Genomic DNA, 24,973 nt, shown 5'->3' on the forward strand with positions numbered 1-24,973 from the left:
AGTGGTGCACTGCGACGGCAGGGCGCCACGGAGGGTGGTCCGGGAAACCGGGTATCCCACCCAGGTCGCCTGCACAGCGGGGCAGGCGGCAGCTCAACCGAATTGTTGTTTATCGCGGTTCCTCGAAGGGGGTGCCCAACCGAACAACTAAATCTCCTCGCGGCCTCCGTTCACCATCAGGAGGTCACGTGACCCGAACGCCGGTCTCGTTGATTGCGGCCTCGGGTTGACGGTGTCACAACCGTCGGAGTCGACGGCGTTCGGACCGTCGGAGAACGGCACCTCGGCCCGCGTCTGGTGCCGTTCTTTATTGCGTTGGGACGGGGTTCACCAGCCCCGGTCGCGCCATTCGCCGAGGTGGGGGCGCTCGTCGCCGAGGGTGGTGTCGTCACCGTGGCCCGGGTAGACGACGGTGTCGTCGGGGAAACGGTCGAACAGCTTGGTGCTGACGTCGGTGAGCAGGGTGTCGAAGTCTGCCGGGCTGTGGGTTTTGCCCACTCCGCCGGGGAAGAGAGAGTCGCCGGTGAAGAGGTGGGTTCGGCCTGCGCCGTCGATGAGGGCCAGTGCGACCGAGCCGGGGGTGTGGCCGCGCAGGTGGATCACCTCGAGGACGAGATCCCCGACCTGGATGGTGTCGCCGTCGGCGAGCAGATGCTCGGGGTGCACCGGCAGGATGCCCGCGTCGAGGGGGTGGGCGGCGGTCGGGACGTCGAGTGAGGTGGTGACCTCGGTGAGCGCCTGCCAGTGGTCGGGGTGCTGGTGGGTGGTGACGATCAGCTCGATCTGGCCGGGGGTTTCCTGGCCGATCAGATCGATGATGCGCGCGGCGTCGTTGGCGGCGTCGAGGAGCACCGCGGCGCCGGTGGCCGTGCTCTGCACGAGGTAGGTGTTGTTGTCCATCGGGCCGACGGACATCTTCACGATCCGAGCGCCGGGCACGTCCCGCTGCTGGGCGGCCGCGCCTGCGGTGACATGTCCGGTGTAGAGGCGATCGACTGTGACCATGCGCCGATCGTAGAAGCCGCGCCCCGCGCCGTCGCACCCGCGGTCGCCACGCGCCCGTTAGATTCGACACATGCCGCTGTCGAGGAAGAGTTCGGCCCCACGATCGGTTCCGGTGCGCGCGACGGCCGGCCTGCTCTGCGCGGTGTTCGCCGCGGTGAGCCTGCTCTGCGCGCCGAGCGCGACCGCGGAGCCGCCGTCGCGGATGGGTCCGCGGGTGGTCGACAGCGCGGACGTGCTCAGCGGCGCGGACGAAGCCAGGGTGCTCGAGGCCGTCGACCGGCTCTACCGCGACCACCAGGTCAAGCTCTGGGTGATCTACGTGCGCGATTTCGCCTCGATGGCCCCGCGCGACTGGGCGGCCCGCACCTCCGAGCTGTCCGGTTTCAGCGATCACGATCTGCTGCTCGCGGTCGCCGTGGACGATCGCGGCTACTGGCTCGACGGCATCCTGCCCGACGGTGTCAGCGACGACGAACTGGATTCGCTGCTGGCTGGCACGGTGGAACCCGATCTGCGGGACGGCAAATGGGCGCAGGCCGGTGTCGACACCGCCGACGGCATCGGGTCGGCGATACGCGGCGGCGGGGTGCCGATGGGGTGGCTCGCCGGTATCGGACTGGTGGTCGTTCTCCTGGCTGGTGGCCTGCTCCTGTTCTCCCGCAAGCGCCGTCGCGATCGTGACCGCGCCGAACTGAGCACCGCCCGCGCCGTCGACCCGGGTGATTCGGCCGCGCTGGCGAAATTGTCGCTGCCGACCTTGCAGGCGCTCTCGCGCGAACGGCTCGTCGAGATCGACGACGCGGTGCGCACCAGTTCCGAGGAATTGGCTTTGGCCACCAGCGAATTCGGTGAGACCGCGGTAACACCGTTCCGAACGGCTCTCGATGCGGCCCGTGCCGCCACCGCCAAGGCGTTCACGATCCGCCAGCAGCTCGACGACGCGGTCCCGGAAACTCCCGACCAGCAGCGCAGCATGCTGATCGAGCTGATCTCCACCGCGGGCAAGGCCGACCGCGAACTCGATGCCCAGGTCGCCGATTTCGATGCGATGCGCGATCTGCTCATCGACGCACCGGCCCGGCTGGACGGGCTGACCCGCGACATCGTCGACCTGACCGCGCGCAAACCCGCCTCCGAAGCCGAACTGGCCCGGCTGAATTCGGCCTACCCCGCCTCGGTGCTGGCCCCGATCCACGACAACGTGCGGATGGCGACGGAGCGAATCACCTTCGCCGAGCAGAACGTCGACACCGCCCGCACCGCGCTGACCCGGCCGGTCGGTCAGCAGGGCGGGGCGGTCGCGGCGATCCGCGGTGCCGAGGGCGCGATCGGGCAGGCACGCACCTTGCTCGATGCGGTCGACCAGGCTGCGACGAATATCCAGCAGGCGCGCGACGGGCTGCCCGCTGCCCTCGACGAACTGCGCGCCGATCTCACCGCCGCCTCGGCACTGACCGAATTCGGCGGTCCCGAACTGGCCGCCGCGGTCACCAGGGCGAGCGCCACCGTGAATGCCGCGGCGGCCACCGCCGAATCCGATCCGCTCGGCGCCTTTCACGAGGCGGTGACCGCCGACGCCGAGCTGGATCGCGCGATCGCGGCGGCCTCGGATCGCAAACTGGCCGTGGAGGACTTGCGGCGCAGGCTCGATCGCACGCTCACCGACGCCGCCGTCAGGATCGATGCGGCGTCCTCGTTCATCACCACCCGGCGTGGTGGGGTCGACGCCGAGGCGCGCACGCGGCTGTCCGAGGCGCAGCGTCATCTCGACGAGGCGCGCGGGCTGGCGGGGACCGACCCCGACCGCGCGCTCGTCAGCGCGCAGACCGCCGCCGACCTCGGCGGGCGGGCATTGCAGCAGGCGCAGGCGAGCGTGCGCGCCTGGGAGTCCAGGCAACCGGTGGCGGGCGGCGGATCGCAGGCCGGTGCGGTGCTCGGCGGCATCCTGCTCGACGGTTTCCTGCGCGGCTCGATCGGCGGTGCGACACGGCGCGGTGGTGGCGGATTCGGTGGTGGCGGGTACCGGCCGGGTTCCTATGGCGGATCGTCGGGATCGCGCCGGGTCAGCCGAGGTGGCCGGTTCTGACCGCGGCACCGACCGGGGCGCACTTCCGGCGCGATTGTTCTCCGCTGGAAGCGGGCATGCGTTCGGCTTGACCCTCACACCGTGTGAGGTCGTACACCGGAGGGCGTCATGTTCAGTATCGGAGATTTCGCCAGGCACGGTCAGGTGTCGGTGCGCATGCTGCGCCACTACGACGCCGTGGGATTGTTGCGGCCCGCACGGGTCGACCCGGCCACCGGTTACCGGTTCTATACGGCCGCGCAGCTGGCCAGGCTCAACCGCCTGGTCGCGCTCAAGGAGCTCGGGTTCACGCTGGAACAGGTGGGCCGGATGCTCGATCCGGGTCCCGGCCCGGAGGAACTGCGCGGCATGCTCACGCTGCGCCGGGCCGAGCTGGAGCAGCGGATCGCGGCCGACAACGCCCGGTTGACCGATGTCGAAGCGAGACTCCGCATCATCGAGAAGGAGGGCGTCATGCCCGATCAAGATGTGGTGATCAAGTCGGTGCCCGCGGTGCGGGTGGCCGAATCGACGGGGCGGGCAGCGGGTTTCGAGCCGCAGGCGATCAGCCCGGTGATCCAGCCGCTGTTCGGCGATCTCAGTGATCGGCTGGCACAGGCAGGCATCGCCATCGCCGGACCCGCGATCGCCTACTACGACGCGCGCGAGGACGGGACCGTCGACATCCACGCGTGCGTGCCGGTGAATGTGGAACCCGACGCGGCGCCGGGGTTCTCGATCGTCGATCTGCCCGCGCACGCGAGCGTGGCGACGACCGTCTACCACGGCAATGTCACCGGGATCGGCGCGGCGTGGCAGGCGCTGGGCCGCTGGGTGGAGGACAACGGCTACCGCACCGCGGCGCCGGTGCGTGAGGTGACGCTGGCGTGGACGCCCGATCCCGACGGCTGGGTCACCGAGCTGCAGGAGCCCCTCGCACCGCGCTGACCCGAACCTCGGTATCAGGCGGTCGCGGCCTCGTGGTCGGCCTGCCAGGTGAGCTCGGCGGCTACGGCGGGCAGCAGTTCGGCCGCGCGCACGCCGCCGCCGAGCCTGCCGATGGTCAGCCTGCCCAGGTAGGTGTAGACCAGGAACGTGACCGCCGCCGAGGCCCCCGTCGACGGACGTGGATGCGCGGACAGGTAGACGATCTCGTAGTCGTCGAGGATCAGGCCCGTCGGCGCGCGGAAGGTCGGCACGGTACCGGTATTGGTGAGGGCGATGTGCCCGGCCGTCGAGTGGATGCGGGTGGGGCCGAAGAAGTCGGGGAAGTGCAGTACCGACTGTTCGATCACGCCGGTCGCCAGATCGTCGTGCAGGCTGGTGCCGATCCGCCGGGCCAGGGCGACGATGTCGTCGGTCCCGGCGGAGTCGGTGGTGAAGGCGGCGAGGCCGGAGATGTTCGTGCCCGCCGCTGCCGCGATCGGCGGGTCCAGCCGCCTGCGCATGTCGACCGGGTAGACACAGCCGACCTCGGCCACGTCGTAGACCGACGTGAACGCACGCAGCACCGCCGCGGTGACCAGCCCGTTCACACTCACCGCATGCGTCCGCGCCAGGTCGAGCACCCGTGCGGTCTCGGCGGGGTCCAACTGGATGCGCGCGGGCCTGGCCAGCGCGGCGGTGGCCTGCGGCGACGGCTCGACCACGCCCACCGCGTCGGCGACGACGAGCGGACGGGTCACGGTCTCCAGTCCCGACCGCGGTCCACGCTCGGTCCCCCGCTGCGCCAGCAGCGATTCCAGCGACACCGGATATCCCCGCGACCCGGCCTCGATCGACCCGGTCTCGACGTGATCGGTGTAGTAGTCCCACAGCCGCGCGAACAGCTCGACGCAATGCCCGGCGTCGGCGACGCTGTGGTGCACGAACAGCGTGACCCGCGCCCGATCCTCTTCGGCGAGAACCACATCCAGATACCCGAGCTGATCGGCAGGGTCCATCGATTCGGTGGGGATCCTGACCTCGTCGGGATCACCGAAACTCACCCAGGCGCCGACGGGCTCGATATGCCCGGGGCGCAGCAGGATTCCGTTCTCCTCGACGTCCTCGACGATCCGGCACACCAGGATCGGGAAGGCGCGCTGCAGTGCCGCGAACGCCGCGCCGAGGGCCGCGGCGTCGAGTTCACCGCGAACCGTCACCGAGCGCCCGGTGAAGGTGGCATGCCGGACGAATCGTTGTTCCGACGGGTCGAGCCCCCGCACCACATCTTCCGGTTCCCACAGCACAACGCACAGAGTGAGGCACGAGCCCGGCCGATGCAAACCGTCAGGTACGCACTGTGATCACGTCCACGCCACGCGCACAGCGAAGCCCGCGCCGGATGGGGGCGCGGGCTTCGTCGTGCTGCGTGTCAGGCGCCGATCAGATGGGTGGCGAGGTAAGACTCCACCTTGTCCAGGGCGATGCGTTCCTGCGCCATCGAGTCGCGCTCGCGGATCGTCACGGCCTGGTCGTCGAGGGTGTCGAAGTCGACCGTGATGCAGAACGGGGTGCCGATCTCGTCCTGGCGACGGTAACGGCGGCCGATGGCGCCCGCGTCGTCGAAGTCCACGTTCCAGTTGCGGCGCAGCTGGGCGGCGAGGTCCTTGGCCTTGGGGGTCAGGTCGGCGTTGCGCGAGAGCGGCAGCACCGCGGCCTTGACCGGCGCGAGGCGACGGTCAAGGCGCAGCACCGTGCGCACGTCGACGCCGCCCTTGGCGTTGGGGGCCTCGTCCTCGGCGTAGGCGTCGACCAGGAACGCCATCAGCGAACGGGTCAGACCGGCCGCGGGCTCGATGCAGTACGGGATGTAGCGCTCACCGGAGGCCTGATCGAAGAAGCTCAGGTCGGTGCCGGAGTGCTCCGAGTGCGTCTTGAGGTCGTAGTCGGTGCGGTTGGCGATGCCCTCGAGCTCGCCCCACTCGCTGCCCTGGAAGCGGAAGCGGTACTCGATGTCGGTGGTGCCCGCCGAGTAGTGCGACAGCTTTTCCTTCGGGTGCTCGAACAGGCGCAGGTTCTCCGGGTCGATGCCGAGGTCGGTGTACCAGGCCAGGCGGGTGTCGATCCAGTACTTGTGCCACTCGGCGTCTTCACCGGGCTTGACGAAGAACTCCATCTCCATCTGCTCGAACTCGCGGGTCCGGAAGATGAAGTTGCCTGGGGTGATCTCGTTGCGGAAGCTCTTGCCGATCTGGGCGATGCCGAACGGCGGCTTCTTGCGCGCGGTGGTCTCGACGTTCTTGTAGTTGACGAAGATGCCCTGCGCGGTCTCGGGACGCAGGTAGTGCAGGCCCTCTTCGTCGTCGACCGGACCGAGGAAGGTCTTGAGCAGGCCCGAGAAGTTCTTCGGCTCGGTCCACTTGCCGGGCTGGCCGGTCTCGGGGTCGTTGATGTCGGCCAGGCCGTTGGCGGGCGGGCGGCCGTGCTTCTCCTCGTACGCTTCCAGGAGATGGTCGGCGCGGTAACGCTTGTGCGTGTGCAGCGACTCGACCAGCGGGTCGGAGAAGGTCGCGACGTGGCCGGAGGCCTCCCAGACCTGGCGCGGCAGGATCACCGAGGAGTCGAGGCCGACGACGTCGTCGCGGCTGGTGACCATGGTGCGCCACCACTGCCGCTTGATGTTCTCCTTCAGCTCGACGCCCAGCGGACCGTAGTCCCACGCCGACTTGGTGCCTCCGTAGATCTCACCGCACGGGTAAACCAGGCCCCGGCGCTTGGCGAGGTTGGCAACGGTGTCCACCTTCGACTTGGGTGCCACGCGAGATATCTCCATCCACTGCGAGTCGGAATTGTGCGGTACCTGGCATTGCGGTGCCACGTACCGTACGTATTGGGTCAAGGGTATCGGGAAGCGTCCAGTGAGATTGCAGCAGCCGACCGGTGCCGCCCGGCGCGTCATTTGACATGCGCACCCGTGCATATCAAAATGGAATCGGTTTCCATTAAGGAGTTGGTTGATGACCACCGATGCCGCGGCCGCACACGCGCACAATCCGTATCACTCCCCCGCCCCCGCGGCGGTGCCCGCGCGCCAGGTGCTCGAGGACGCGGGTGAGCTGTTGCGGGCGCTGGCCGCGCCGGTGCGGATCGCGATCGTGCTGCAGTTGCGCGAGTCGCCGCGCTGCGTGCACGAGCTGGTCGACGCACTCGGGGTCACCCAGCCGCTGGTCAGTCAGCACCTGCGCATTCTCAAGTCGGCGGGCGTCGTGCACGGGGAACGCTCGGGCCGCGAGGTGCTCTACGAACTCGTCGACGACCATCTGGCGCACATCGTCGTCGATGCCGTCGCCCACGCCGAGGAAGGGTAATCCGTTGGCAGACAATCCCTCCGGAAAGCAGGTCGGGGTCCGCAGCACGCGTCAGCGCAGCGCCATCTCGGCCCTGCTCAGCGATATCGACGAGTTCCGCTCCGCGCAGGAACTCCACGACGAGCTCCGCAAACGAGGCGAGGGCATCGGCCTGACCACCGTCTACCGGACGCTGCAGTCCCTCGCCGACGCGGGCATGGTCGATGTCCTGCGCACCGATTCCGGCGAATCCGTCTACCGCCAGTGCTCGAGCGGCCACCACCACCACCTGGTGTGCCGCCACTGCGGCCGCACCGTCGAGGTCGAGGGCCCGACGGTCGAGGCATGGGCCGAGACGATCGCGGGCGAGCACGGCTTCACCGAGGTCAGCCACACCCTGGAGATCTTCGGCACCTGCCGCGACTGCGTGCACGATCGCGCCGATGCGGACAAGGACGAGACCGCGACGGTCTAGTTTCTGTGACTCACGTCACATGATGGAACCCCCGGATCGACAGCCCCGTCCAACCTTCACGAAGGGACCGATCCGCACGGTGGTACCGACGGCCTGTGGCCGGCTCGGCGCCGAAGGAGGGGGAATCGTGAGCACGCTGGGTGTCGAACCCGATCAACTGAAATCTCTGGCGACGACGTGGCGGCAGGAGGCCGACGAGGTCGGCAAGCTTCCGTGGTCGGCGATGAACGAGGCGACCGGCGACGGCAGCGATGTCCTTGCCGCCGTCCGCGCGCTGGCCGATCCCGCACAGCAGGCGATGTCCTCGATCGCGACCAGGTTCACCACCCTGGCCGATCTGGTGGACAAGTTCTCGGCAGACATCCAGGCCAAGGATGCCGAGATCGCCGGCGAGATCGGGAAGCTGAGCACCCGCTGATGCGCCCGACGATCACCCAGCTCGACGGCTGGAACCTCGACGGTCTGCATCGCGCCGCCGACGCCGCGCGCGCCAATGCCGATGCGCTGTCGACCTCGGTCGACGACTGCTCTCGTGCCGTCTCCGCCACGGGCAGCTGGCACGGGCAGACCAGGGACGCGGCGAGCCGGCGGATCGACGAGGAGGTCGACCATGGCTACGAAGTACGCACCGTGCTGCTGCGTATCGCCGACGACGCCGAGGATGCCTTCCTCGGACTGAAGCACGCCAGAACGTATGTGCTGGATCAGCGGAATCTCGCTGTCGGACAGGGTTTCTCGGTCGAGCCCGACGGCCGGGTGTCCCATCCCGACCCGGAGAAGGAGGGCGCGGCAGGCGTTTTCCAGCTCAACCTGTTCGGCGGGCTGGACGAGATCGAACGCCTGGACAACCAGTTCGGGACACGCCTGAAGGAATCACTCACCGATCTCACCGCCATTCGCGACGGTCAACCCGACATCACCCTCGCCGACGGGACCATCCGTGACCCCGACGCCGTGGCGATCCAGCTGGCGTCGATGTCGGCCGACGAGCGTGCCAGTTTCCTGGCCGGCCTGAGCCCGGAAGCACAGCGGCAGATCGTGATCGCCGCGCCGGAGAAGCTGGGAAATCTCAACGGGGTTCCCTTCGTGATGCGGATCGAAGCCAACGAGATCAATGTGCGCAATGCGCTGACGGCGGAGAAGACGAAGCCGAATCGGGACGAGTCGCGGGTCGAACAGCTGGAGGCGATGCTCGCGCCGATCCCGAATCCGGAGGGGTCGGGCACGCTCGGCACCGCGCCCGGCTCGACCGGTGACACCGCGACTCCTCGACTGGACATGGTCGATCGCAAGTTCGTCATGTTCAGCACCGAGGGCAACGGCCGGATGATCGAGATGATCGGCGATATGAAGGCCGGTTCGCCCGGGGCCGGGGTGTATGTGCCGGGAACGTCGACCAATCTGAACGGTTCCGGGTCCAATCACGTCGCCGCGTGGAATCTGGCCGACCAGACCGGCGGCCCGATCTTCCTGTACATGGAAGGCGATTTCCCGCAGAGCCTGACCAGCCTGACCGACGGCGCGCCGAGCCCGAAGTTCGCGGCCGACATGGCGCCGAAGCTTGTCGGCTTCGGCCGGGAAGTCGACCGCGAAGTCGCGTCCTCCGCGCCGGGAACACCGGTCTCCTACGTCGGGCATTCCTACGGTGGATCGATCGTCGGTTCCGCCGAGCAGCTGGGCTTGCGGGCCGACCGCATTCTCCATGCGTCGTCGGCGGGTACCGGGGTGTTCGATACCGGATGGAACAATCCGAATCCGGACGTCCAGCGGTATTCGATGACCGCGCCGGGTGATCTGATCGGTGTGGTGCAGTCGTATCCCGAAGGGGGACTTACCATTCCGGGCGGGGTTCGACTACCTGGCAATCCGCATGCGTCCGATGAGCTCGGTGGGGATCCGGACGAGGTTCCCGGAGTGGTCCGGCTCGACACCGGCTACTACAGCGGCACCTCGACCAACCATCCCGGGGAAGTGGTTTTCGGAACCGACGGCCACGGCAAGTACTGGGACGATCCGGGATCGACTGCCTTCCGGAACATCGTCGGTGTGATCGAGGGCTCGTCCGCGACCGCCTACGTCGAGCGCGGCATCGAAACGCCGTTCGTCGATATCGGCTTGGGCGACAATGGGAACGGCGCCAAGGAATCCTTCGACGCCGCCAAGGCCGCCGCGGCCCAACAGGCGGCCGCCGCGTTCGATATCGAGATCGACCCCTACGCCGAACCGCGCGTCACCGACAATCCGGACCCCGGTGTGAAGATCGATATCCGATGAGAATCGCCGCTGTGCTCGCCATGGTGGCGGTCGTCGCGACAGGGTGCGCGACCTTGGACGACAAGGGTCCGACGAACGAGGACATCATGCAGCGCACCGGCCTGACCGTGGGGGCGGCCAGGCCGATCGTCGCGGACAATTTCGAGCTCATCTGGCCGGAGCACCTGTCCGTCGATCCGGAGGCTGTCGATGTGAGCAAAGGCTGCCGGACCAGCATGGCGGCCATCAGCTACGAAGGCCCGCCGTGGCGCCCACGATACGAGCGGGAAGTGGTCAACCCGTCGCAGGAATTCGTCGACCGGGCCATGTCCAAGCTCGAGGCGATGACAGCCCGTGGTTTCACCCTGGCGCCGAGCCAGAATCCGGACCAGGACCCGGTGAGCAGGTACTACCGCGACGCACAGGGATTCTCGGTGTCGTCGTCCCGGATCCGGGTGGGCCAGAACGACGAGGAAGTGCGATTCACCATGGCCGCCGCCTCCCCCTGCGCGGCAGAGTGAGGACCGTGACCGCCCCGTCACACCTCGACGACGGCGATCGTGTCCGGCAGTAGTTGCTCCATGTCGTCGGCATCCGACGTGAACACTGTGACCTGGCCACGCTGTGCTTGCGCGACAACAGCGAGCACCGCATCAATGGCGTACTTGTGCCCATGCAGACCGGCAACTGCCAACATTCGCCTTGCCCGCCGGGCCTCGTCCTTGCCGATGTCGGCCACGACCATACGAGAGAGGACCCAGTCCCAGCGTTGCTCGGTAGTTTTGCCATCGAATGCTTCGACAAGGGTCATCGGAGAAGTGATGACATCGGCCGCGCCCCGGGCAGCGAGGTCCAGCCGAGCAATCATTTTGCGGTCACCACGCACCGCAAGCGACAACGCCTCACTGTCGAAGACGAACGTCCGCAATGGGCTCGTGCGCGACCCACTCGGCTTGCCTTTCATGCAACGTCGCCTTGCGCACGGCGTCGCGAGTGCTCAGCATCCAGCGCCTCCAACTCCCGCAGTGCTTCGGCCTGCTCGGCAGCCGTCACGGGGCCGTGCTCGGCCTGCAACCAATCGACCAGCTCCACCAAGCGATCACGATCTCGCTTGGCGCGCAACGCTTCCGCGACGTAGGAGGACAGGCCCCGCTCCCCTGTCTCAGATCGAATCTCATCGATCAGGTCCGCGGGGATCGTCACCGTCACTTTCCTGGTGTTCGCCATACTTTCAACCATACACTCGGTATAGGGTGCCATACCAGAGCCCAAGTCCTCGTGAGCTGGCGCATCGTGGGCGGAGCAGTGGATTCTGCCTCGGCATGTCGCCATCGCACGGCCGCTGGTCGGCGGCAAGGGATAGGACGACAACGCCCGAGGGATTCGGTTCCGACTAGACTCTGCACAGCCGTGACCGCTCGATGGCGAGAGCGGAGCTGTCTACACCAGGAGGGGATGGTCGAGTCGACAGTGCGAGGCAATGTGGTGAAGGTCGTCGGCGTCGTAGCCGTGGGGATGGTCGTCGTCGGCTGCGGGGATGCCGAGAGTGGTACGACTCCCCCGCCGACGAACAGTGTGAGCGTGGCGGCAAGCCCGACCTCGGTGGATGCCGAGGCGAAGGTGTGGGATCCGTGTTCGCTGCCGGATTCGGCGGTCAGTGGGGTGGGGTTGAACGCCGGCAGCAAGAAGAGCGACGTTGCCGGGGTCGATTTCACAGGATGGAAGACCTGCAGCTGGCAGGACTCTGCCAAGCAGTACACATTCTCCATCCTGTCTTCGGAACACGCACTCGCCGAATCACGTGCGCGAACGGATTTCACCGACTTCACCGAGACGACCGTGGGCTCGCACAAGGCGCTACAGCTCCGTACGACCGGATCGACCTACGATCTCGGTTGCACTGTCGCAGTGGAGATCCCGAATGGGTCGGTCCTGTTCCGATTGCTGAACCGCGTCAGTGCTTCCGCACCGCCCGCGCCCTGTCCTGAGGCGCGCAGGCTCACCGACAGCCTGGCCCAGCACCTTCCCGAGAGCTGAGGGTGACAAATGCACTTCAGCGTCGACCCTGCCCAATGGAACCAGTTGCTCGTCCAGGCAAACGCAGGCGAGCTGTCACTAGATCCCGAGATCGGTAGGGATCTGGACCGAACGTGCGACGACCATCTGGACCGGCTGGAAGAGATCTACGCCCAGGTCGACCAGGTCCGGAACATCTCGGGCTTCGGTACGTTCAACTCCAGCCAAGCGTTGGAGCGGAAGTTTTCACTCACTGCCTCCGGTGGAGATCGCGCGCTCGACGACGTCCTCCGCAAGCACATCGAGACAGTCCAGACCGCGAAAGAGGTTGTCGCGAAGGCGATTGCCAACTTCGTCGCCCAGGACCAATCGACCGGCGCCCAGATCACCGCGGCGGGAGAACCTGGATGACCTACGACGAGTACAAGAGCAAGGTGATCGCCGCGCAGGAGCAGTGGAACACCGAGCGAGCCGGTATCTACAACCGCCAGCAGCAGGGCAACTACTCCACGATCTTCAGCGGCGACACCCAACCGCCGCACATCACCACGCCCGACAGCTACGACAGCATGACGCTCGCGCAGATGCAGGCCGCGGTTGCGGCGATGAAGCCGCAGCTTGTCGACGACGCGGTGACAGCGTGGGCGAATATCGGCATGAACCTGATGGGCACGTTCTACAAGTTCAACCAGGAGTTTGCGCGCACCGTCACCGGCGCGAACGGGCACAGCGGCTGGACGGGTGCGGCGGCGTCCGCGGCGGTGACCGCGGTGAACAACTATGCGGAGCAGTCGATCCCGTTGTCGCAGGCGGCCACGGCGATCAGTTTGAAGCTGTCCGAGATGCGCACAGGCATCGAGGAGACCCAGGCCCTGATGCCCGGCTTGACCGAGCGCGCGAACGTCACCGGCAAGACACTGCCGCAGGACGGCGTGATGAAGGTCGACGAGCACAACCAGAAGGAAGCCGAGGACGAGGGCAGGCGGATCCTGTACTCGGTCTACGGCCAGGTGGCCGCCCAGACCGACAACGGCGTCCCCTATCTGCCGACGGCGCCGTCCATCACCGCAGGCACCGGCGACCCCGGTGCGACGGGCGGTAACGGTGGCACGAATAACGGTGGGACACCAGGACAAACCGCCGACGGCGGTTCGACCACCGACGACCTGGCGACCGACACACCGGACGAGGGCACTCCGACGGAGGACACCCAAGCCTCCCCGACCACCACGCAATCCACCGACACGGGTTCGACCACACAGCAGAGCCCCAGCACCACACCGCAATCCACGACACCGACCGCGACCACGCCGAGTTCGACCGCTCCTGGCACCACAACACCGATCACCCCCGCCACGCCGGGAACCGGCAGCCCCTCGGGCGGCGGTCGCGGTGGAGGTGGCGGCACACCGGGCGGCGGCACCCCCTCCTCCCCCGCTCCAGGCCGCAGCCTGCCCGGCGGCCAATCCCCGGCCGCCGCAGCGGCTGCCGCGGCCAGATCCGGGGCGGCGAGCGGCGGCCGTGGCGCACCAGGCATGGCCGGAATGGGTGCGCCGGGCGCGGGCCGCGGCGGGTCCGACGACGAGCGGACCAAGGGCATCCCCGACTATCTGATCAACCAAGGCAACGGCGAGCTGCTGATCGGCACGGACGGACTCCGGACCGTGCCCCCGGTGATAGGCGGAGACCACGACAGTGCACCGAGCTGAATTCACCGGCATCGAATTCGAGGTCCTGTGGGCAGGCTACGGCCGTGACCGTCTCCCCTACCCCTTGCAATACCGCACCGACATCGCGGACTTCGACGAACTGAAGCGGCATCGGGAAGCGGCGGTCGAGAGCCTGCTCCGCAAATACGATCCCGCGGTCGAGCACGCGCTGACCGTCCTGCTCGACCCGGACGCCAGGGTCGAATCCAAAGGCTTTGTCGGACAAGATACCTCGAACGCGATCCGCTTCCACGGCGCGATCCGCGGCCCCGCGGGGGCGACCCTGACCCAGGCACGCGGCACCGCCGAGGACATCGGCGGCGACGTGGTCATGACCTACTGCCGCGCAGACCAGGTGGCCGCCCTCGCGGTCGCGGCACTGCCCCGCGCGAAGCCGGGCACCAAGCCCCCGGTGGAAGTCCGCCGCGACAAGCTCGCCGCCGAAGAGGAACACTTCGAATACCGCGCGGGCCAACTCAGCTCCGCCGACCAGCTCAACCGCATCTTCCATCGCAAACGCCGCGCCTTCGGCGAAATCTCCACCTTCTCCGGCCCCGCCGTCGACGCCCGCCCCAGCCCCGGCCGCACCTTCTGGTGGATGGACTACGACGACGGCCGCTACTACGTCAAAACCGGCGACCCCATCATCGCCGAACCCCTGGCCCCCGACCGCATGATCGCCGGCATCCGCCGCATGCTCACCCGAGCCCAGCGCTACCACCAAGAATTCGGCGACCCCGACGAACGACTCGCCTGAGCCTCTCACCACCCGCCGTCGAACAACGCCCGCAGCGCAGGAACCGGATCCGCCGCGGTCGTCGTATTCGCCACCACGACAACGAGAAACACCGCCGCCACCGCCACCGCGAGCATCCCGGACCCCGCGAGCACGCGCCGCTCCCCCGACGACCTCCCCGCACGCCGCTTCCACAGCACCACACTCGCCACGGCGAAACCCACCGCGACAACGGCCGCGATCACCGCCATCACCACGTGATAGCGCGTGAAGCCATCAATCATCACGTCGAGCGCGGGCGAAGCACCCGTCCCTGCCGACGCGGCCAACTGCCGACCGACGTCCTCCAATGTCCCCGCCAGTTCCGGCCCCACCGCTTCGTCGAACAGCATCGGCAACACCGACGCGTAAGGCGCCACCGCGCCTTGCACATTCGCCATCACCGCCACCAACGCGACGAGTGCGAACACCGTGACGCCCACACCGGCCGTCCCGAGCACAATCCTGCGCCCTCGCCCCGAATCGCCCTTCCGTCCAACGTCTTTCCACAGCAGCGAGGCCAGCGCGACCAGAACACCCAGCAGCACAACAGCGATCAGCGCTTTGACCACGTGATACCGAAACCAGTACTCCACAACATCATCCAGCGCGGGCGAGAACTCGCCCGCGCCCGAACTCCAGTAACCGACGAACGCCACCCGCAGCGCACCCCGAAGCTCCCCCTCGTCGCCGATCCCGCCCTCGGATCCCCATCCCGCCACCATCCCGGGAACGAGCACGAACGCGACCACGAGCGACACCGCCGCCGCCACGAGCACCGCAACCCCACGCCCGGAAGAACGCGGCCCCCGGGATGTCACCGCCAGACCGTCCACGACGATTCCTCCGATCAGAAACGGCCACCACGACACAGACAGTCGCTCACACCGATGCTAACGAGGTTCGTCCGAACCCCACCGAGGTCAGCCGACTTCTGGCGCGAGGTAGATCGCGATAGAATCCGAAGGTCGTTTTGGGTCGACTCCCGACCGGAGAACAAGGTGACAGAAGCCGACTATGTCGTTGTAGGGGCTGGCAGCGCGGGCTGTGCCGTCGCGCGCCGGCTCGCCGAAAGCGGCGCGTCCGTGGTGCTGCTCGAAGCGGGTGGGGCGGACGACAAGGGCTGGGCCAAGATGCTGTTCCGGATTCCGGGCGCGATCAATGTCATCCACTCGACGCCGCAGCTGAAGAAGCTGTTCGATTGGGGCGACAAGTCGACACCGCAGCGCCATGCGCTCGACCGCACGATCCCCATGGTGCACGGCCGGATACTCGGCGGGTCGAGCTCGGTCAACGGGATGCTTTTCGTCCGGGGTAACCGGAAGAACTTCGACGACTGGGCCGCCGAAGGCTGCCACGGGTGGGCCTACGCGGACGTCCTGCCCTATTTCCGGCGGATGGAGGACTGGGAGGGCGGGGCGAGCGAATTACGTGGGTCCGGCGGTCCGATCAAGGTCACCCGCCAGCACACCATCACCGACGCGGCGCGCGCGTTCATGGACGCCACCGCGACGCGCCTCGGTGTGCCGAAGCTCGACGACTACAACGGCGAGAGCCAGGAGGGTGTCGCGGTTTTTCAGCAGAGCGCCGCGAACGGTGTGCGGTACTCCTCGTCCAAGGGCTACCTGCACGAAGATCCGCTGCCCAATCTCACCGTGCTCACGGGGACGACGGTGACGAAGGTCGTCATCGAAGGATCCCGCGCGACGGGCGTGGAGATCCTGGTCGACGGCGGCAAGCAGGTGATCGGGGCCTCGCGCGAGGTCGTCGTATCGGCCGGCGTGTTCGGGTCGCCGCGGATCTTGCAGCTGTCCGGGATCGGCCCCGCCGCGCATCTGAAAGAGCGGGGTATCGCCGCCAAGGCGGACTTGCCGGTCGGCGACAACCTGCAGGACCACCTTTTCGTCCCCCTCTCCTTCGCGATGAAATCGGCATTGCGCAAGCCGACGACGCCGTATTTCCTGCGCGGGCTGGCGGCGGAACGATGTCGTCCCGGTTCGTCGTGGGCGGCCGGTTCCTCCTTCGAATCCGTCGCGTTCGTGCGCACCTCCCATGCCAGCGAGATCCCCGACCTGCAACTACTCAGCCTCTACTGGGTCTATCCGTCGCCGAATCAAGACTCCGACAAGCGAGTCGTTCCGGCTACCAAAAAACCAGGTCAAAGCATTTTCCCCGCGCTCATCTACCCGGAGAGCCGGGGAACCGTCCGGTTGGCATCGGCGGATCCGACAGCCGCACCACTCATCGATCCGGCGTACCTGACGGCCCCCAAGGACACCGAGGTCCTTCTGGAAGGCATCGACATGGTCCGCGAGATCATGGCGGGAACCGGCGACAACAAGGGCGAAATAGTCCCCGGCGCGAATTTCACCGACGAAGCGGCGATGCGCGAAGAACTGCCGAACCGCATCCACACCGTCTATCACCCGGTCGGCTCGGTCCGCATGGGCGTCGACGAACGCGCGGTCGTGGATCCGCAGCTCCGCGTACGCGGAATCGACGGACTCCGGGTAGCCGACGCATCGATCATGCCGAGCGTGACGGGTGGCAACACCAACGCGCCCACCATCATGATCGGCGAGAAATGCGCGGACCTGATCCTGCACGGCTGAGGTTCAGCGCCCGGCGCGCGAAGACGCTCCGCACGAAAGTTGTTCGTGCGGAGCATCTTCGCGCGGGGGACTTCAGGCGGGAACGGCGACCGGTGCCGGGGTGAGGTCCGGAGCGCCCGAGGGACGAGAGCGCAGGGCGCCAACGCCGAGCAGGACGAGACCGGCCGCCGACCAGGTGAGCAGCACCGCGAGCGGGGCAAGGGCGCCCGCGCCGTCGAAGTAGGCGATCGAGCGGAGCAGGGACGCGGCCGCGCCGGGTGGGCACAGCTGGCCGATCATGCCCCAGGGCTGCGGGAGGAGTTCGGGGGCGGAGGTGGCGGCGGAGAACGGGTTGCCGATCAGGAGCATGGTCATCGCGCCGAGGCCGATGCCGGGGCGGCCGATAGCGGCGGCCAGGCCGACGATGGTGGCGGAGACGGCGAAGGCGGCCAGGCCGGCGACGGCGGCGAGTTCCAGGTAGGAGCCGGGGACGATCGAGAGCCAGGTGTGGAAGACCAGGGTGCTGAGCAGGCCGCCGGCGATGCCGAAGGTGACCAGGCCGGTGAGACGGGCGGCGAAGCCGGGGATCAGCAGGGTGAGCAGGACGCCTGCCGCGATGCCGGACATCACCAGGGGCAGCACCATCGAGCCGAAGCCCGCGCCGCGCGGGTCGTCGGGGTCGGTGGCGACGACGTCCTGGACCGGGGCGGCGGGAGTACCGCTGAGTTGCTGGGCCAGGGCGGTGAGTTGCTGGGCGACGGCGGGTGAGGCGGCCGAGGCGACCATGACCTGCGGTGCGCCGCCGCCGGTGACGATGGCGCCGTAGATCTCGTTGTCGGCGAGCGCGGTGCGGGCGGCGCTCACGTCGGCGAGGGTGGTGATCTCGAAGGAGTCGGGGCTGCGTTGCTGCAGTTGCTGGGTGATCTGCGCGGATTGGGGACCCGTCACCGCGATGGGCAGGTCACGCGGGGACAGGTTGACGGCGGGCCAGGCGAAGGCGATCAGGAGCAGTGCCTGCAGCGCGGTGGCTGCCAGGCCGAGCGCTACTGCTCGTCGGGTGATCGTCATGGCGGTTCTCCCTTAAAAGCGAATGTTCGTTCTTTTTGTAGGTTCTACCGTGACACCACCCACTTCACTTGTCAAGAACGGATATTCGTTTTACTTTGAGACATGCCCCGAGTCAGCGAAGAACACCTCGAACGCCGCAGGCAGCAGATCCTCGACGCCGCGCAGCTCTGCTTCGCCAGGAAGGGCTTCCACGAGACCTCGATGCAGGACGTGTTCGCCGAGGCGGGGTTGTCCGCCGGGGCCGTCTACCGATACTTCACCAGCAAGAACGAGATCATCGCTGCGCTCGTCATGCAGACGATGGTGCCGCTGCGGCTGCGGCTGGCCGAGATCATCCGGGCCGAGACGCCGCCGGTTCCCGCGGAAGTGGTGCGGCTGCTGACTGCCGAGGTGATCAAGCGCAGTGGTCCGGACGGGCCGTTGCGGCTGGCACCGCAGGCCTGGGCGCTGGCGCTGGTGCAGCCCGAGGCGGGCGTGCCCGTGCGCGAGGGCATCGCCGCCATGCGTGAGCTGTGGCGTGAGTACCTGGCGCGGATGCGCGACCTGGGATGGATTCCGGCCGACAGCGATGTGGACGGTCTCGCCAAGACGGTCATCGGCATATTGCCCGGTTTCATCCTGCAGCATCTGCTGCTCGGCGACGTCGATCCCGACGACGTGGCCAAGGGCGTCGAGGTGCTGCTCCCCGTCGCGCGGACCGCGGATCGTTAGAAAGCTCACTGTTACCGGTGACGGCGAACGGGTAGGTTCGGGTGCGGCACCGGAGGGGGTCCCGCGCGCCGGACATTGCTGAACATCGATCCGACCAGGGAGTTTCCTGTGGCATTGCACCGACGAACCCTTCGATCACGCGGCCTGGCCGCCCTCGCGGCCGCGACCGTGGTGGCCGTACTGCCCGCCGCCCTCGCGGGCACCGCGCAGGCGCGCATGATCGGCGAATTCGAGGTGGGCGGCGCGATCGAGACCGAATACGACCAGGCGGGCGGCGCCGCGCTCGGCGACCCCACCTCCCCCGAATCCGATGCGCCCGCGGGCGGCAAGTACCAGACCTTCGCCAACAACGCGGCGATCTACTGGCACCCCGACACCAATGCCAACACCGTCGCCGGGCAGATCCGCGACAAGTTCGCCGAACACGGCAACGAGTCGGGCAAGCTCGGCTACCCGGTCACCCGCGAGCAGTCGACGCCGGGCGGCGCCGGGCGGTTCAACCACTTCCAGAAGGGCTCGATCTACTGGTCCGTCGGCACCGGCGCGCACCAGATCAGCGGCCCGATCCGGGACAAGTGGGCCGCGCTCGGCTGGGAGTCGAGCCCGCTGGGCTTCCCGCTCAGCGACGTGTCCAAGGCGGGCAAGGGCGACGGCCAGTTCTCGATGTTCCCGACCGGCGCCATCTACTGGTCCTCGTCGACCGGCGCGCACGCGGTGTGGGGCAACATCCAGGCGGACTGGATCCGCGCGGGCGCCGAGGGCGGCCGCTACGGCTACCCCACCAGCGACGAATACGACTACCAGGGCGGCAAGGCCCAGGATTTCCAGGGCGGCAAGATCACCTGGAAGCCCTCGAGCTGACGCCTACGGCGCGAGCAGGCCCTGCCTGGCCCTGCTCGCGCCGGACAGGGCGAGCAGCAGCATGGTGGTGAGTGCCTGGTCGTCGAGGCCCTCGGCGGGGAACGTGTAGCGCAGGATGACGTCGCCCAGTTTGCCGCGCCCGATCAGGGTGACCGAGCCGAACTGGATCTCGTTGTTGCGCTCGGCGACGCGCTTGTGCAGCTGTGGCTTGAGCGGGCGGTCCCAGGCCAGCACGCTGGTCAGCGACAGCACGGTCAGGCCGGGCGCCAAGGTGACGGCTCGGATCGAGCACAGCGCGCCGTCGTATTCGAAGCCGAGCGAGCCGTCGGCGTCGACGCGGATATCGATGTCCTGCATCTGCAGACAGGCGCCGGTGCGCGCCTGCAGGTCCAGTTCGGGCGTGACCACCGCGTCCATCTCGGCTCCGTCGCTCATTTGGTGCCGCCGAAGCGACGATCGCGCTTGGCGTATTCCAGGCACGCGTCCCACAGGTTACGCCGATCGAAATCGGGGAAAAGCGTGTCCTGGTAGACGAATTCGGCGTACGCGGCCTGCCAGATGAGGAAGTTCGAGCTGCGGAACTCGCCCGACGGGCGCAGGAACAGGTCGACATCGGGCATGTCGGGTTCGTCGAGGTACCTGGCGACGGTGGCCTCGTCGACCTTCTCCGGATCGATCTCCCCCGCCGCCACGCGGCGCGCGATTTCCCGTGCGGCGTCGGCGATCTCGGCGCGGCCGCCGTAGTTGACGCACATGGTCAGCGTCATCACGTCGTTGTCCTTGGTGAGCTCTTCGGCGATCTCGAGTTCCTTGATCACACTGCGCCACAGGCGCGGTCGGCGACCGGCCCAGCGCACCCGCACCCCCATCTCGTGCATCTCGTCGCGGCGGCGGCGGATCACGTCGCGGTTGAAGCCCATCAGGAAGCGGACCTCGTCGGGGCTGCGCCGCCAGTTCTCGGTGGAGAAGGCGTAGGCCGAGAGCCATTTGACGCCGATCTCGATGGAGCCTTCGACGGCGTCCATGAGCACGGCCTCGCCGCGCTCGTGACCGGCGGTGCGCGGCAGCCCGCGCTCCTGCGCCCAGCGGCCGTTGCCGTCCATCACCAGCGCGACGTGGTTGGGGACCAGCTCCGGCGGGATCGCGGGCGGACGCGCGCCGGAGGGGTGCGCGGACGGCGGGCGCACGGTGCGGGCGGCACCGGTTCCCTGCTTGGCCCCGGCGGAAGAGTCACGACGCAGAATCACGTCTTCTATCCTGCCTGATGCTCACCCTGGCCTGAGTTGCGGGCGGTGCGCTGGACCGAGCGCGGTCAGCCTGCGACGGCCGAAGGGTTTGTCGCCGGGGCGGTGGACCGCTCTACCAGCGGCAATGTGCGCAGCTGGCGTTCCAGGTGCCATTGCAGATGGGCGGCGATCAGACCGCTGGCCTGGCGGCGGACATTGTCGGGGACGCCGGCGATGTAGTCCCACTCCCCCTTCAGCAGGGCGACGAGCAGATCGAGCACACCCGCGGCCGGGGTGCTCGCGCCCGGCGGACGGCAGTGCACGCAGACCGCGCCGCCCGCCGCGACATGGAACGCGCGGTGCGGGCCGGGGGTGGCGCAGCGTGCGCATTCGTCGAGCGCGGGCGCCCAGCCGGCGAAACCCATGGCGCGCAACAGGTATGCGTCGAGGATCAGTTCGTGCGGGCGCTGCTTGGCGGCGATGGCGCGCAGGGCGCTCGCGGTGAGCGCGTGCAGTTTCGGCGCCGGTGCGCGTTCCTCGCCCGCGAGGCGTTCGGCGGTCTCGAGGATCGCGCAGGCGGTGGTGTAGCGGCCGTAGTCGTCGATGATGTCGGCGGCGAAAGCCTCGACCGTGGTCACCTGGGTGACGATGTCGAGTGTGCGGCCGGGATGTAGTTGCACGTCGATGTAGGCGAACGGCTCGAGCCGCGCCCCGAACTTCGACTTGGTGCGCCGCACCCCCTTGGCGACCGCGCGCACCAGACCGTGTTGCCTGGTCAGCAGCGTGACGATGCGATCGGCCTCGCCCAGCTTGTGCTGACGGACCACCACCGCCTCATCCCGATACAACCGCACGGGCCCAGTCTTCCACGTCGACCCGACACCGCGGCCGCGGACACAGACATCAGCTCTGCCGGAGCAAGCCGGCGATGAGGAGCAGCAGCGACTGCTGAGTGTCGAGGCGCGCGCGGGCCGGGTCTTCGGCGTGGGCGACGATGAGCGAGGCTTCGGCGATCGCGCTGAGCAACAGTTGCGCGAGCACCGGGACCGGGGCGGTCGCGATCAGCCCCGCGCTCGTCGCCCGGTCGAGCTGGTCGGTGATGAGGCCGAGGCCGTGGCGGGCCTCGAGTTCGCGCCACGCCTGCCAGCCCAGCACGGTGGGGGCATCGGTCAGGGCGATACGCAGAACTTCGGGGCGGGAACAGATTTCGAGGAAACAGGCCAGGCCCGCGGTCATGCCCGCCACGACGTCACCGGGGTCGGTGGCGTCGAGTACGCGCTGTACCTCGGCGGTGATCTCCTCTTCGAGCTGCTCGAGCACGGCCAGGAACAGGCCGCGCTTGTCGCCGTAGTGGTGGTGCAGGGCGCCCCGGGTGACCCCGGCGGCCGCGACCAGTTGCTCGGCGGAAGTGCCCGCGAAACCGCGCTCGGCGAACAGGTCGCGACCTGCCTGCTCGAGCGCGGCCCTGGTGGTGCGGGAGCGATCCTCCTGACTACGGCGCTGCATGCAGCCGAGTGAACTCCACGATCAGTCCGGTGAGCAACTCCGGCTGGTCCTCTGGCAGGAAGGTGTAGGAATCCTCGACGGTGACCAGCTTCGCCCGTGGCAGATCGCGCACGAGTCGCTGGGCCAGCTCGATCGGGAACAGCTTGTCTTCGCGCGACCAGACGACCAGGACCGGCAGGTCGACCTTCCCGAATTCGGCGGCGGCGGCCAGTGTCGCCCCGTTGTCCACCCCGGCGGCGAAGCGGCGCAGGTCGTCGCGAACGGCGGCCGAGTGCCGCGAGGGCAGCAGGTAGGAGTTCCGGATCTCCTGCGGCACCGGGCGTTTCGCCACCCAGCCGAAGCCGACGGGCAACCCCTGGACGAACCGAAGGCGCAGGGCGGCGGTGGCCGCGCGCACCGCGCCGGGCAGGGCGGCCGCGCGCAGCAGGGTGGCGAACGGGAACGGCGGGAACACCTCGTAGCAGTCGACGGCGGCCAGGACGACGCGGCCGATCCGCTCCGGGCGGCGGGTCATCAGGAGCTGGGTGAGCGCGCCGCCGGTGTCGTTGGCGACGATCGTGACGTCGGTGAGGTCGAGCGCGTCGAGGAACTCGGCGATCAGGTCAGCGATGCCGGTGGGCGTGAGGTCGGCGCCGGGCATCGGGATCGAATGCGAGCCGAGCGGCCAGTCGGGCGTGAGGCAGCGGTGTCCGGCGGCGACGAGGCCGGGTACCACCCCCCGCCAGATGTCGGCGTTGACGAGCAGGCCGTGCACGAACACGACCGGCGATCCGGTGCCGGTGTCGTGATAGCGGATGCGTCCGGACGACAGGGCGATCTCGCGTGCCGGGCCGAGTACTGAGCTGATTCCCATGGGGTCCTCCCCTGGTCGAATGCTGGGCATATCCACTGTTACATACATTCCGTATGTATGTCTATAGCCGAGAAATCCACCCAGGGTATGTGGACGGGTGACCAGCTTCACGCTACGGTCGACCCGATTACCTGCAGAGATGGAGCTCACATGTCCGCGCCCGACAGCGTCGCCCCCTCGGCCGACCTCGGCCTCACCGAACTGTCCGCGGCGATCGCCGACGGCCGCGTCTCCTCGGTCGCGGCCGTCACCGACGCGCTCGACCGGATCGAGGCGTCCCAGCCGACGCTCAACGCCTTCCGTGTCCTCCGCCGCGAGGCCGCGCTCCGGGAGGCCGCCGACGCCGACGCGCGGCTGGCCGCCGGTGCCCGGCTGCCACTGCTCGGCGTGCCGATCGCGGTCAAGGACGACACCGATATCGCCGGTGAGGTCACGGCTTTCGGCTGCGGTGGCGATTTCGCGCCCAAGACCGAGGACGCCGAATCGGTGCGCAGGCTGCGCGCCGCCGGTGCGGTGATCGTGGGCAAGGCCAATACCTGTGAGCTGGGTCAGTTGCCGTTCACCAGCGGTGACGCCTTCGGTCACTCCCGCAATCCGTGGGATCGCACCCGCACCCCCGGTGGTTCGTCGGGTGGTTCGGCGGCGGCGGTCGCGGCCGGATTGGTGCCTGCCGCACTGGGTTCCGACGGTGCCGGCTCGGTGCGTATCCCGGCGTCGTGGACCAATCTGGTCGGGATCAAGCCGCAGCGCGGTCGCATCTCCACCTGGCCGCACGCCGAGGCGTTCTACGGGCTGACCGTCAACGGGCCGCTCGCGCGCACCGTCCGCGACGCGGCGCTGCTGCTCGACGTCGCCGCCGGGCCGCACAGCGGTGACCTGCACACGCCGACGCCCATCGATGCGAGTGCTGCCGTCGGCCGCGATCCCGGCAAGCTCAGAATCGCGCTGTCCCTGCGTATTCCGTTCACCGCGACCAAGACCGCATTGGACCCGGAGATCGCGGTGGCGGTGCACGCGCTGGCGAAGACATTGCGCGCGCTGGGGCACACCGTCACCGTGGCCGACCTGCACTACGGGCTGATGATCGGCGCATCGTTCCTGCCGCGTTCGATGGCCGGTATCCATCTGGTGCACCGGGCGATGCCCGAGGCGATCGTCGACCCGCGGACCACCGCCAACTCCCGCGTCGGCCGGGTCCTCGGTGGACCGGTGCTCGCCGCGGCGCGTCGCCTCGAACCGTTGCTGCACAAGCAGATCGGCTCGTTCTTCGACGACTACGATCTGGTGCTCGCCCCGACCACCGCCACCCCAGCACCCCGCGCCGAGGAGATCGACGGCATCGGCGTCGGCGCGACCAACAACCTGATCACCGGCGCCTGCCCCTACACCTGGCCGTGGAATGTGCTGGGCTGGCCGAGCGTGAACGTCCCCGCCGGCTTCACCGAGACCGGACTGCCGATCGGCGCTCAGCTGATGGGCACCGCGAACAGCGAACCGACGCTGATCTCGCTGGCCGCGCAGCTGGAATCGGAGCTGCGCTGGGAGCGCAACCGCCCTGCACCGTGGTGGTGAGTCACGACAGGTCGAG

27 protein-coding genes are annotated in these 24,973 nt (G+C 68.3%); 15 read left to right on the forward strand and 12 right to left on the reverse strand.

Annotation, left to right across the window (positions count from 1 at the left end):
- Positions 1–327: 327 nt before the first annotated feature.
- The gene (locus ACWF82_RS20115; protein WP_452503196.1) at positions 328–1,005 is read right to left on the reverse strand and encodes an MBL fold metallo-hydrolase; all 678 of its coding nucleotides are present in this window, start codon (positions 1,003–1,005) and stop codon (positions 328–330) included.
- A gap of 70 nt (positions 1,006–1,075) precedes the next feature.
- Here ACWF82_RS20115 and ACWF82_RS20120 point away from each other — a divergent pair, with 70 nt between their 5' ends.
- Both ACWF82_RS20120 and ACWF82_RS20125 read left to right on the forward strand, forming a co-directional pair.
- Complete coding sequence (locus ACWF82_RS20120; protein ID WP_452503197.1) at positions 1,076–3,091, forward strand: TPM domain-containing protein; 2,016 nt, start codon at positions 1,076–1,078, stop codon at positions 3,089–3,091.
- 108 nt (positions 3,092–3,199) lie between these two features.
- Complete coding sequence (locus tag ACWF82_RS20125; RefSeq protein ID WP_452503199.1) at positions 3,200–4,018, forward strand: MerR family transcriptional regulator; 819 nt, start codon at positions 3,200–3,202, stop codon at positions 4,016–4,018.
- 14 nt (positions 4,019–4,032) lie between these two features.
- Here ACWF82_RS20125 and ACWF82_RS20130 read toward each other — a convergent pair whose 3' ends face one another.
- Together ACWF82_RS20130 and ACWF82_RS20135 are read right to left on the reverse strand one after the other, a co-directional pair.
- Positions 4,033–5,301, reverse strand: a complete 1,269-nt coding sequence (locus ACWF82_RS20130) for a phthiocerol/phthiodiolone dimycocerosyl transferase family protein (RefSeq protein ID WP_452503201.1) — start codon at positions 5,299–5,301, stop codon at positions 4,033–4,035.
- A gap of 125 nt (positions 5,302–5,426) precedes the next feature.
- Entirely contained in the window at positions 5,427–6,827 is a 1,401-nt protein-coding gene (locus ACWF82_RS20135; RefSeq protein WP_373291762.1) for a glycine--tRNA ligase, read from the reverse strand.
- 184 nt (positions 6,828–7,011) lie between these two features.
- Between ACWF82_RS20135 and ACWF82_RS20140 the strand changes: the two genes are divergently transcribed.
- The 5 genes from ACWF82_RS20140 to ACWF82_RS20160 all read left to right on the forward strand — a co-directional run bounded on the left by ACWF82_RS20140 (position 7,012) and on the right by ACWF82_RS20160 (position 10,590).
- The gene (locus ACWF82_RS20140; RefSeq protein ID WP_378855702.1) at positions 7,012–7,362 is read left to right on the forward strand and encodes an ArsR/SmtB family transcription factor; all 351 of its coding nucleotides are present in this window, start codon (positions 7,012–7,014) and stop codon (positions 7,360–7,362) included.
- Positions 7,334–7,816, forward strand: a complete 483-nt coding sequence (locus tag ACWF82_RS20145) for a Fur family transcriptional regulator (RefSeq protein WP_452503203.1) — start codon at positions 7,334–7,336, stop codon at positions 7,814–7,816. The genes ACWF82_RS20140 and ACWF82_RS20145 overlap by 29 nt, the downstream gene beginning before the upstream one ends.
- Before the next feature lie 127 nt (positions 7,817–7,943).
- Positions 7,944–8,234 (forward strand): type VII secretion target, encoded by a 291-nt coding sequence (locus ACWF82_RS20150; RefSeq protein WP_452503205.1) that lies wholly within the window; start codon positions 7,944–7,946, stop codon positions 8,232–8,234.
- On the forward strand, positions 8,234–10,090 hold the full coding sequence (locus ACWF82_RS20155; protein ID WP_452503207.1) for an alpha/beta hydrolase: 1,857 nt from the start codon (positions 8,234–8,236) through the stop codon (positions 10,088–10,090). The genes ACWF82_RS20150 and ACWF82_RS20155 overlap by 1 nt, the downstream gene beginning before the upstream one ends.
- Positions 10,087–10,590, forward strand: coding sequence for a hypothetical protein (locus ACWF82_RS20160; protein WP_452503209.1), 504 nt, complete (start codon positions 10,087–10,089; stop codon positions 10,588–10,590). Before ACWF82_RS20155 ends, ACWF82_RS20160 begins: the two co-directional genes overlap by 4 nt.
- 17 nt (positions 10,591–10,607) lie before the next feature.
- Here ACWF82_RS20160 and ACWF82_RS20165 read toward each other — a convergent pair whose 3' ends face one another.
- Together ACWF82_RS20165 and ACWF82_RS20170 are read right to left on the reverse strand one after the other, a co-directional pair.
- Positions 10,608–11,033 (reverse strand): DNA-binding protein, encoded by a 426-nt coding sequence (locus ACWF82_RS20165; protein WP_452503211.1) that lies wholly within the window; start codon positions 11,031–11,033, stop codon positions 10,608–10,610.
- Complete coding sequence (locus ACWF82_RS20170; protein ID WP_452503212.1) at positions 11,030–11,296, reverse strand: hypothetical protein; 267 nt, start codon at positions 11,294–11,296, stop codon at positions 11,030–11,032. The genes ACWF82_RS20165 and ACWF82_RS20170 overlap by 4 nt, the downstream gene beginning before the upstream one ends.
- A 258-nt stretch (positions 11,297–11,554) precedes the next feature.
- On the opposite strand from ACWF82_RS20170, the gene ACWF82_RS20175 reads away from it, so the two are divergent.
- Genes ACWF82_RS20175 through ACWF82_RS20190 form a run of 4 tightly spaced genes read left to right on the forward strand, consistent with a single transcriptional unit; the run spans position 11,555 to position 14,551 of the window.
- Positions 11,555–12,106, forward strand: coding sequence for a DUF3558 domain-containing protein (locus tag ACWF82_RS20175; RefSeq protein ID WP_452503214.1), 552 nt, complete (start codon positions 11,555–11,557; stop codon positions 12,104–12,106).
- A 9-nt stretch (positions 12,107–12,115) separates the two neighbouring features.
- On the forward strand, positions 12,116–12,496 hold the full coding sequence (locus tag ACWF82_RS20180; protein WP_452503216.1) for a hypothetical protein: 381 nt from the start codon (positions 12,116–12,118) through the stop codon (positions 12,494–12,496).
- Positions 12,493–13,794, forward strand: coding sequence for a hypothetical protein (locus ACWF82_RS20185; RefSeq protein WP_452503218.1), 1,302 nt, complete (start codon positions 12,493–12,495; stop codon positions 13,792–13,794). The genes ACWF82_RS20180 and ACWF82_RS20185 overlap by 4 nt, the downstream gene beginning before the upstream one ends.
- Positions 13,781–14,551: an ESX secretion-associated protein EspG gene (locus tag ACWF82_RS20190; RefSeq protein WP_452503220.1), complete on the forward strand. Its 771-nt coding sequence runs from the start codon at positions 13,781–13,783 to the stop codon at positions 14,549–14,551. Before ACWF82_RS20185 ends, ACWF82_RS20190 begins: the two co-directional genes overlap by 14 nt.
- Before the next feature lie 5 nt (positions 14,552–14,556).
- Here the strand turns inward: ACWF82_RS20190 and ACWF82_RS20195 are convergent, their stop codons facing one another.
- Positions 14,557–15,405 carry a hypothetical protein gene (locus ACWF82_RS20195; protein ID WP_452503222.1) on the reverse strand — a complete coding sequence of 283 codons (849 nt, stop codon included), beginning with the start codon at positions 15,403–15,405 and terminating at the stop codon, positions 14,557–14,559.
- Between the two features lie 54 nt (positions 15,406–15,459).
- Between ACWF82_RS20195 and ACWF82_RS20200 the strand changes: the two genes are divergently transcribed.
- Positions 15,460–17,181, forward strand: coding sequence for a GMC family oxidoreductase (locus tag ACWF82_RS20200; protein ID WP_452503224.1), 1,722 nt, complete (start codon positions 15,460–15,462; stop codon positions 17,179–17,181).
- Between the two features lie 72 nt (positions 17,182–17,253).
- Here ACWF82_RS20200 and ACWF82_RS20205 read toward each other — a convergent pair whose 3' ends face one another.
- Complete coding sequence (locus ACWF82_RS20205) at positions 17,254–18,228, reverse strand: hypothetical protein (RefSeq protein WP_452503225.1); 975 nt, start codon at positions 18,226–18,228, stop codon at positions 17,254–17,256.
- Between the two features lie 102 nt (positions 18,229–18,330).
- On the opposite strand from ACWF82_RS20205, the gene ACWF82_RS20210 reads away from it, so the two are divergent.
- Both ACWF82_RS20210 and ACWF82_RS20215 read left to right on the forward strand, forming a co-directional pair.
- Complete coding sequence (locus ACWF82_RS20210; RefSeq protein WP_452503227.1) at positions 18,331–18,939, forward strand: TetR/AcrR family transcriptional regulator; 609 nt, start codon at positions 18,331–18,333, stop codon at positions 18,937–18,939.
- A 108-nt stretch (positions 18,940–19,047) separates the two neighbouring features.
- Positions 19,048–19,800, forward strand: coding sequence for an LGFP repeat-containing protein (locus ACWF82_RS20215; protein ID WP_452503229.1), 753 nt, complete (start codon positions 19,048–19,050; stop codon positions 19,798–19,800).
- A gap of 3 nt (positions 19,801–19,803) precedes the next feature.
- On the opposite strand, the gene ACWF82_RS20220 is transcribed toward ACWF82_RS20215, so the two are convergent.
- The 5 genes from ACWF82_RS20220 to ACWF82_RS20240 all read right to left on the reverse strand — a co-directional run bounded on the left by ACWF82_RS20220 (position 19,804) and on the right by ACWF82_RS20240 (position 23,385).
- Complete coding sequence (locus tag ACWF82_RS20220; protein ID WP_229740157.1) at positions 19,804–20,157, reverse strand: YbjN domain-containing protein; 354 nt, start codon at positions 20,155–20,157, stop codon at positions 19,804–19,806.
- Between the two features lie 74 nt (positions 20,158–20,231).
- The gene (locus tag ACWF82_RS20225; protein WP_452503230.1) at positions 20,232–21,047 is read right to left on the reverse strand and encodes an isoprenyl transferase; all 816 of its coding nucleotides are present in this window, start codon (positions 21,045–21,047) and stop codon (positions 20,232–20,234) included.
- Positions 21,048–21,112: 65 nt separating this feature from the next.
- On the reverse strand, positions 21,113–21,880 hold the full coding sequence (gene recO / locus ACWF82_RS20230) for a DNA repair protein RecO (RefSeq protein ID WP_452503232.1): 768 nt from the start codon (positions 21,878–21,880) through the stop codon (positions 21,113–21,115).
- Between the two features lie 49 nt (positions 21,881–21,929).
- Positions 21,930–22,532 carry a TetR/AcrR family transcriptional regulator gene (locus ACWF82_RS20235; protein ID WP_452503234.1) on the reverse strand — a complete coding sequence of 201 codons (603 nt, stop codon included), beginning with the start codon at positions 22,530–22,532 and terminating at the stop codon, positions 21,930–21,932.
- Positions 22,519–23,385, reverse strand: a complete 867-nt coding sequence (locus ACWF82_RS20240; protein WP_452503235.1) for an alpha/beta fold hydrolase — start codon at positions 23,383–23,385, stop codon at positions 22,519–22,521. The genes ACWF82_RS20235 and ACWF82_RS20240 overlap by 14 nt, the downstream gene beginning before the upstream one ends.
- 150 nt (positions 23,386–23,535) lie before the next feature.
- Here ACWF82_RS20240 and ACWF82_RS20245 point away from each other — a divergent pair, with 150 nt between their 5' ends.
- Positions 23,536–24,957 (forward strand): amidase, encoded by a 1,422-nt coding sequence (locus tag ACWF82_RS20245; protein WP_452503237.1) that lies wholly within the window; start codon positions 23,536–23,538, stop codon positions 24,955–24,957.
- Positions 24,958–24,973 lie beyond the last annotated feature (16 nt).

It is taken from the genome of Nocardia sp. NPDC055053 (assembly GCF_053608285.1).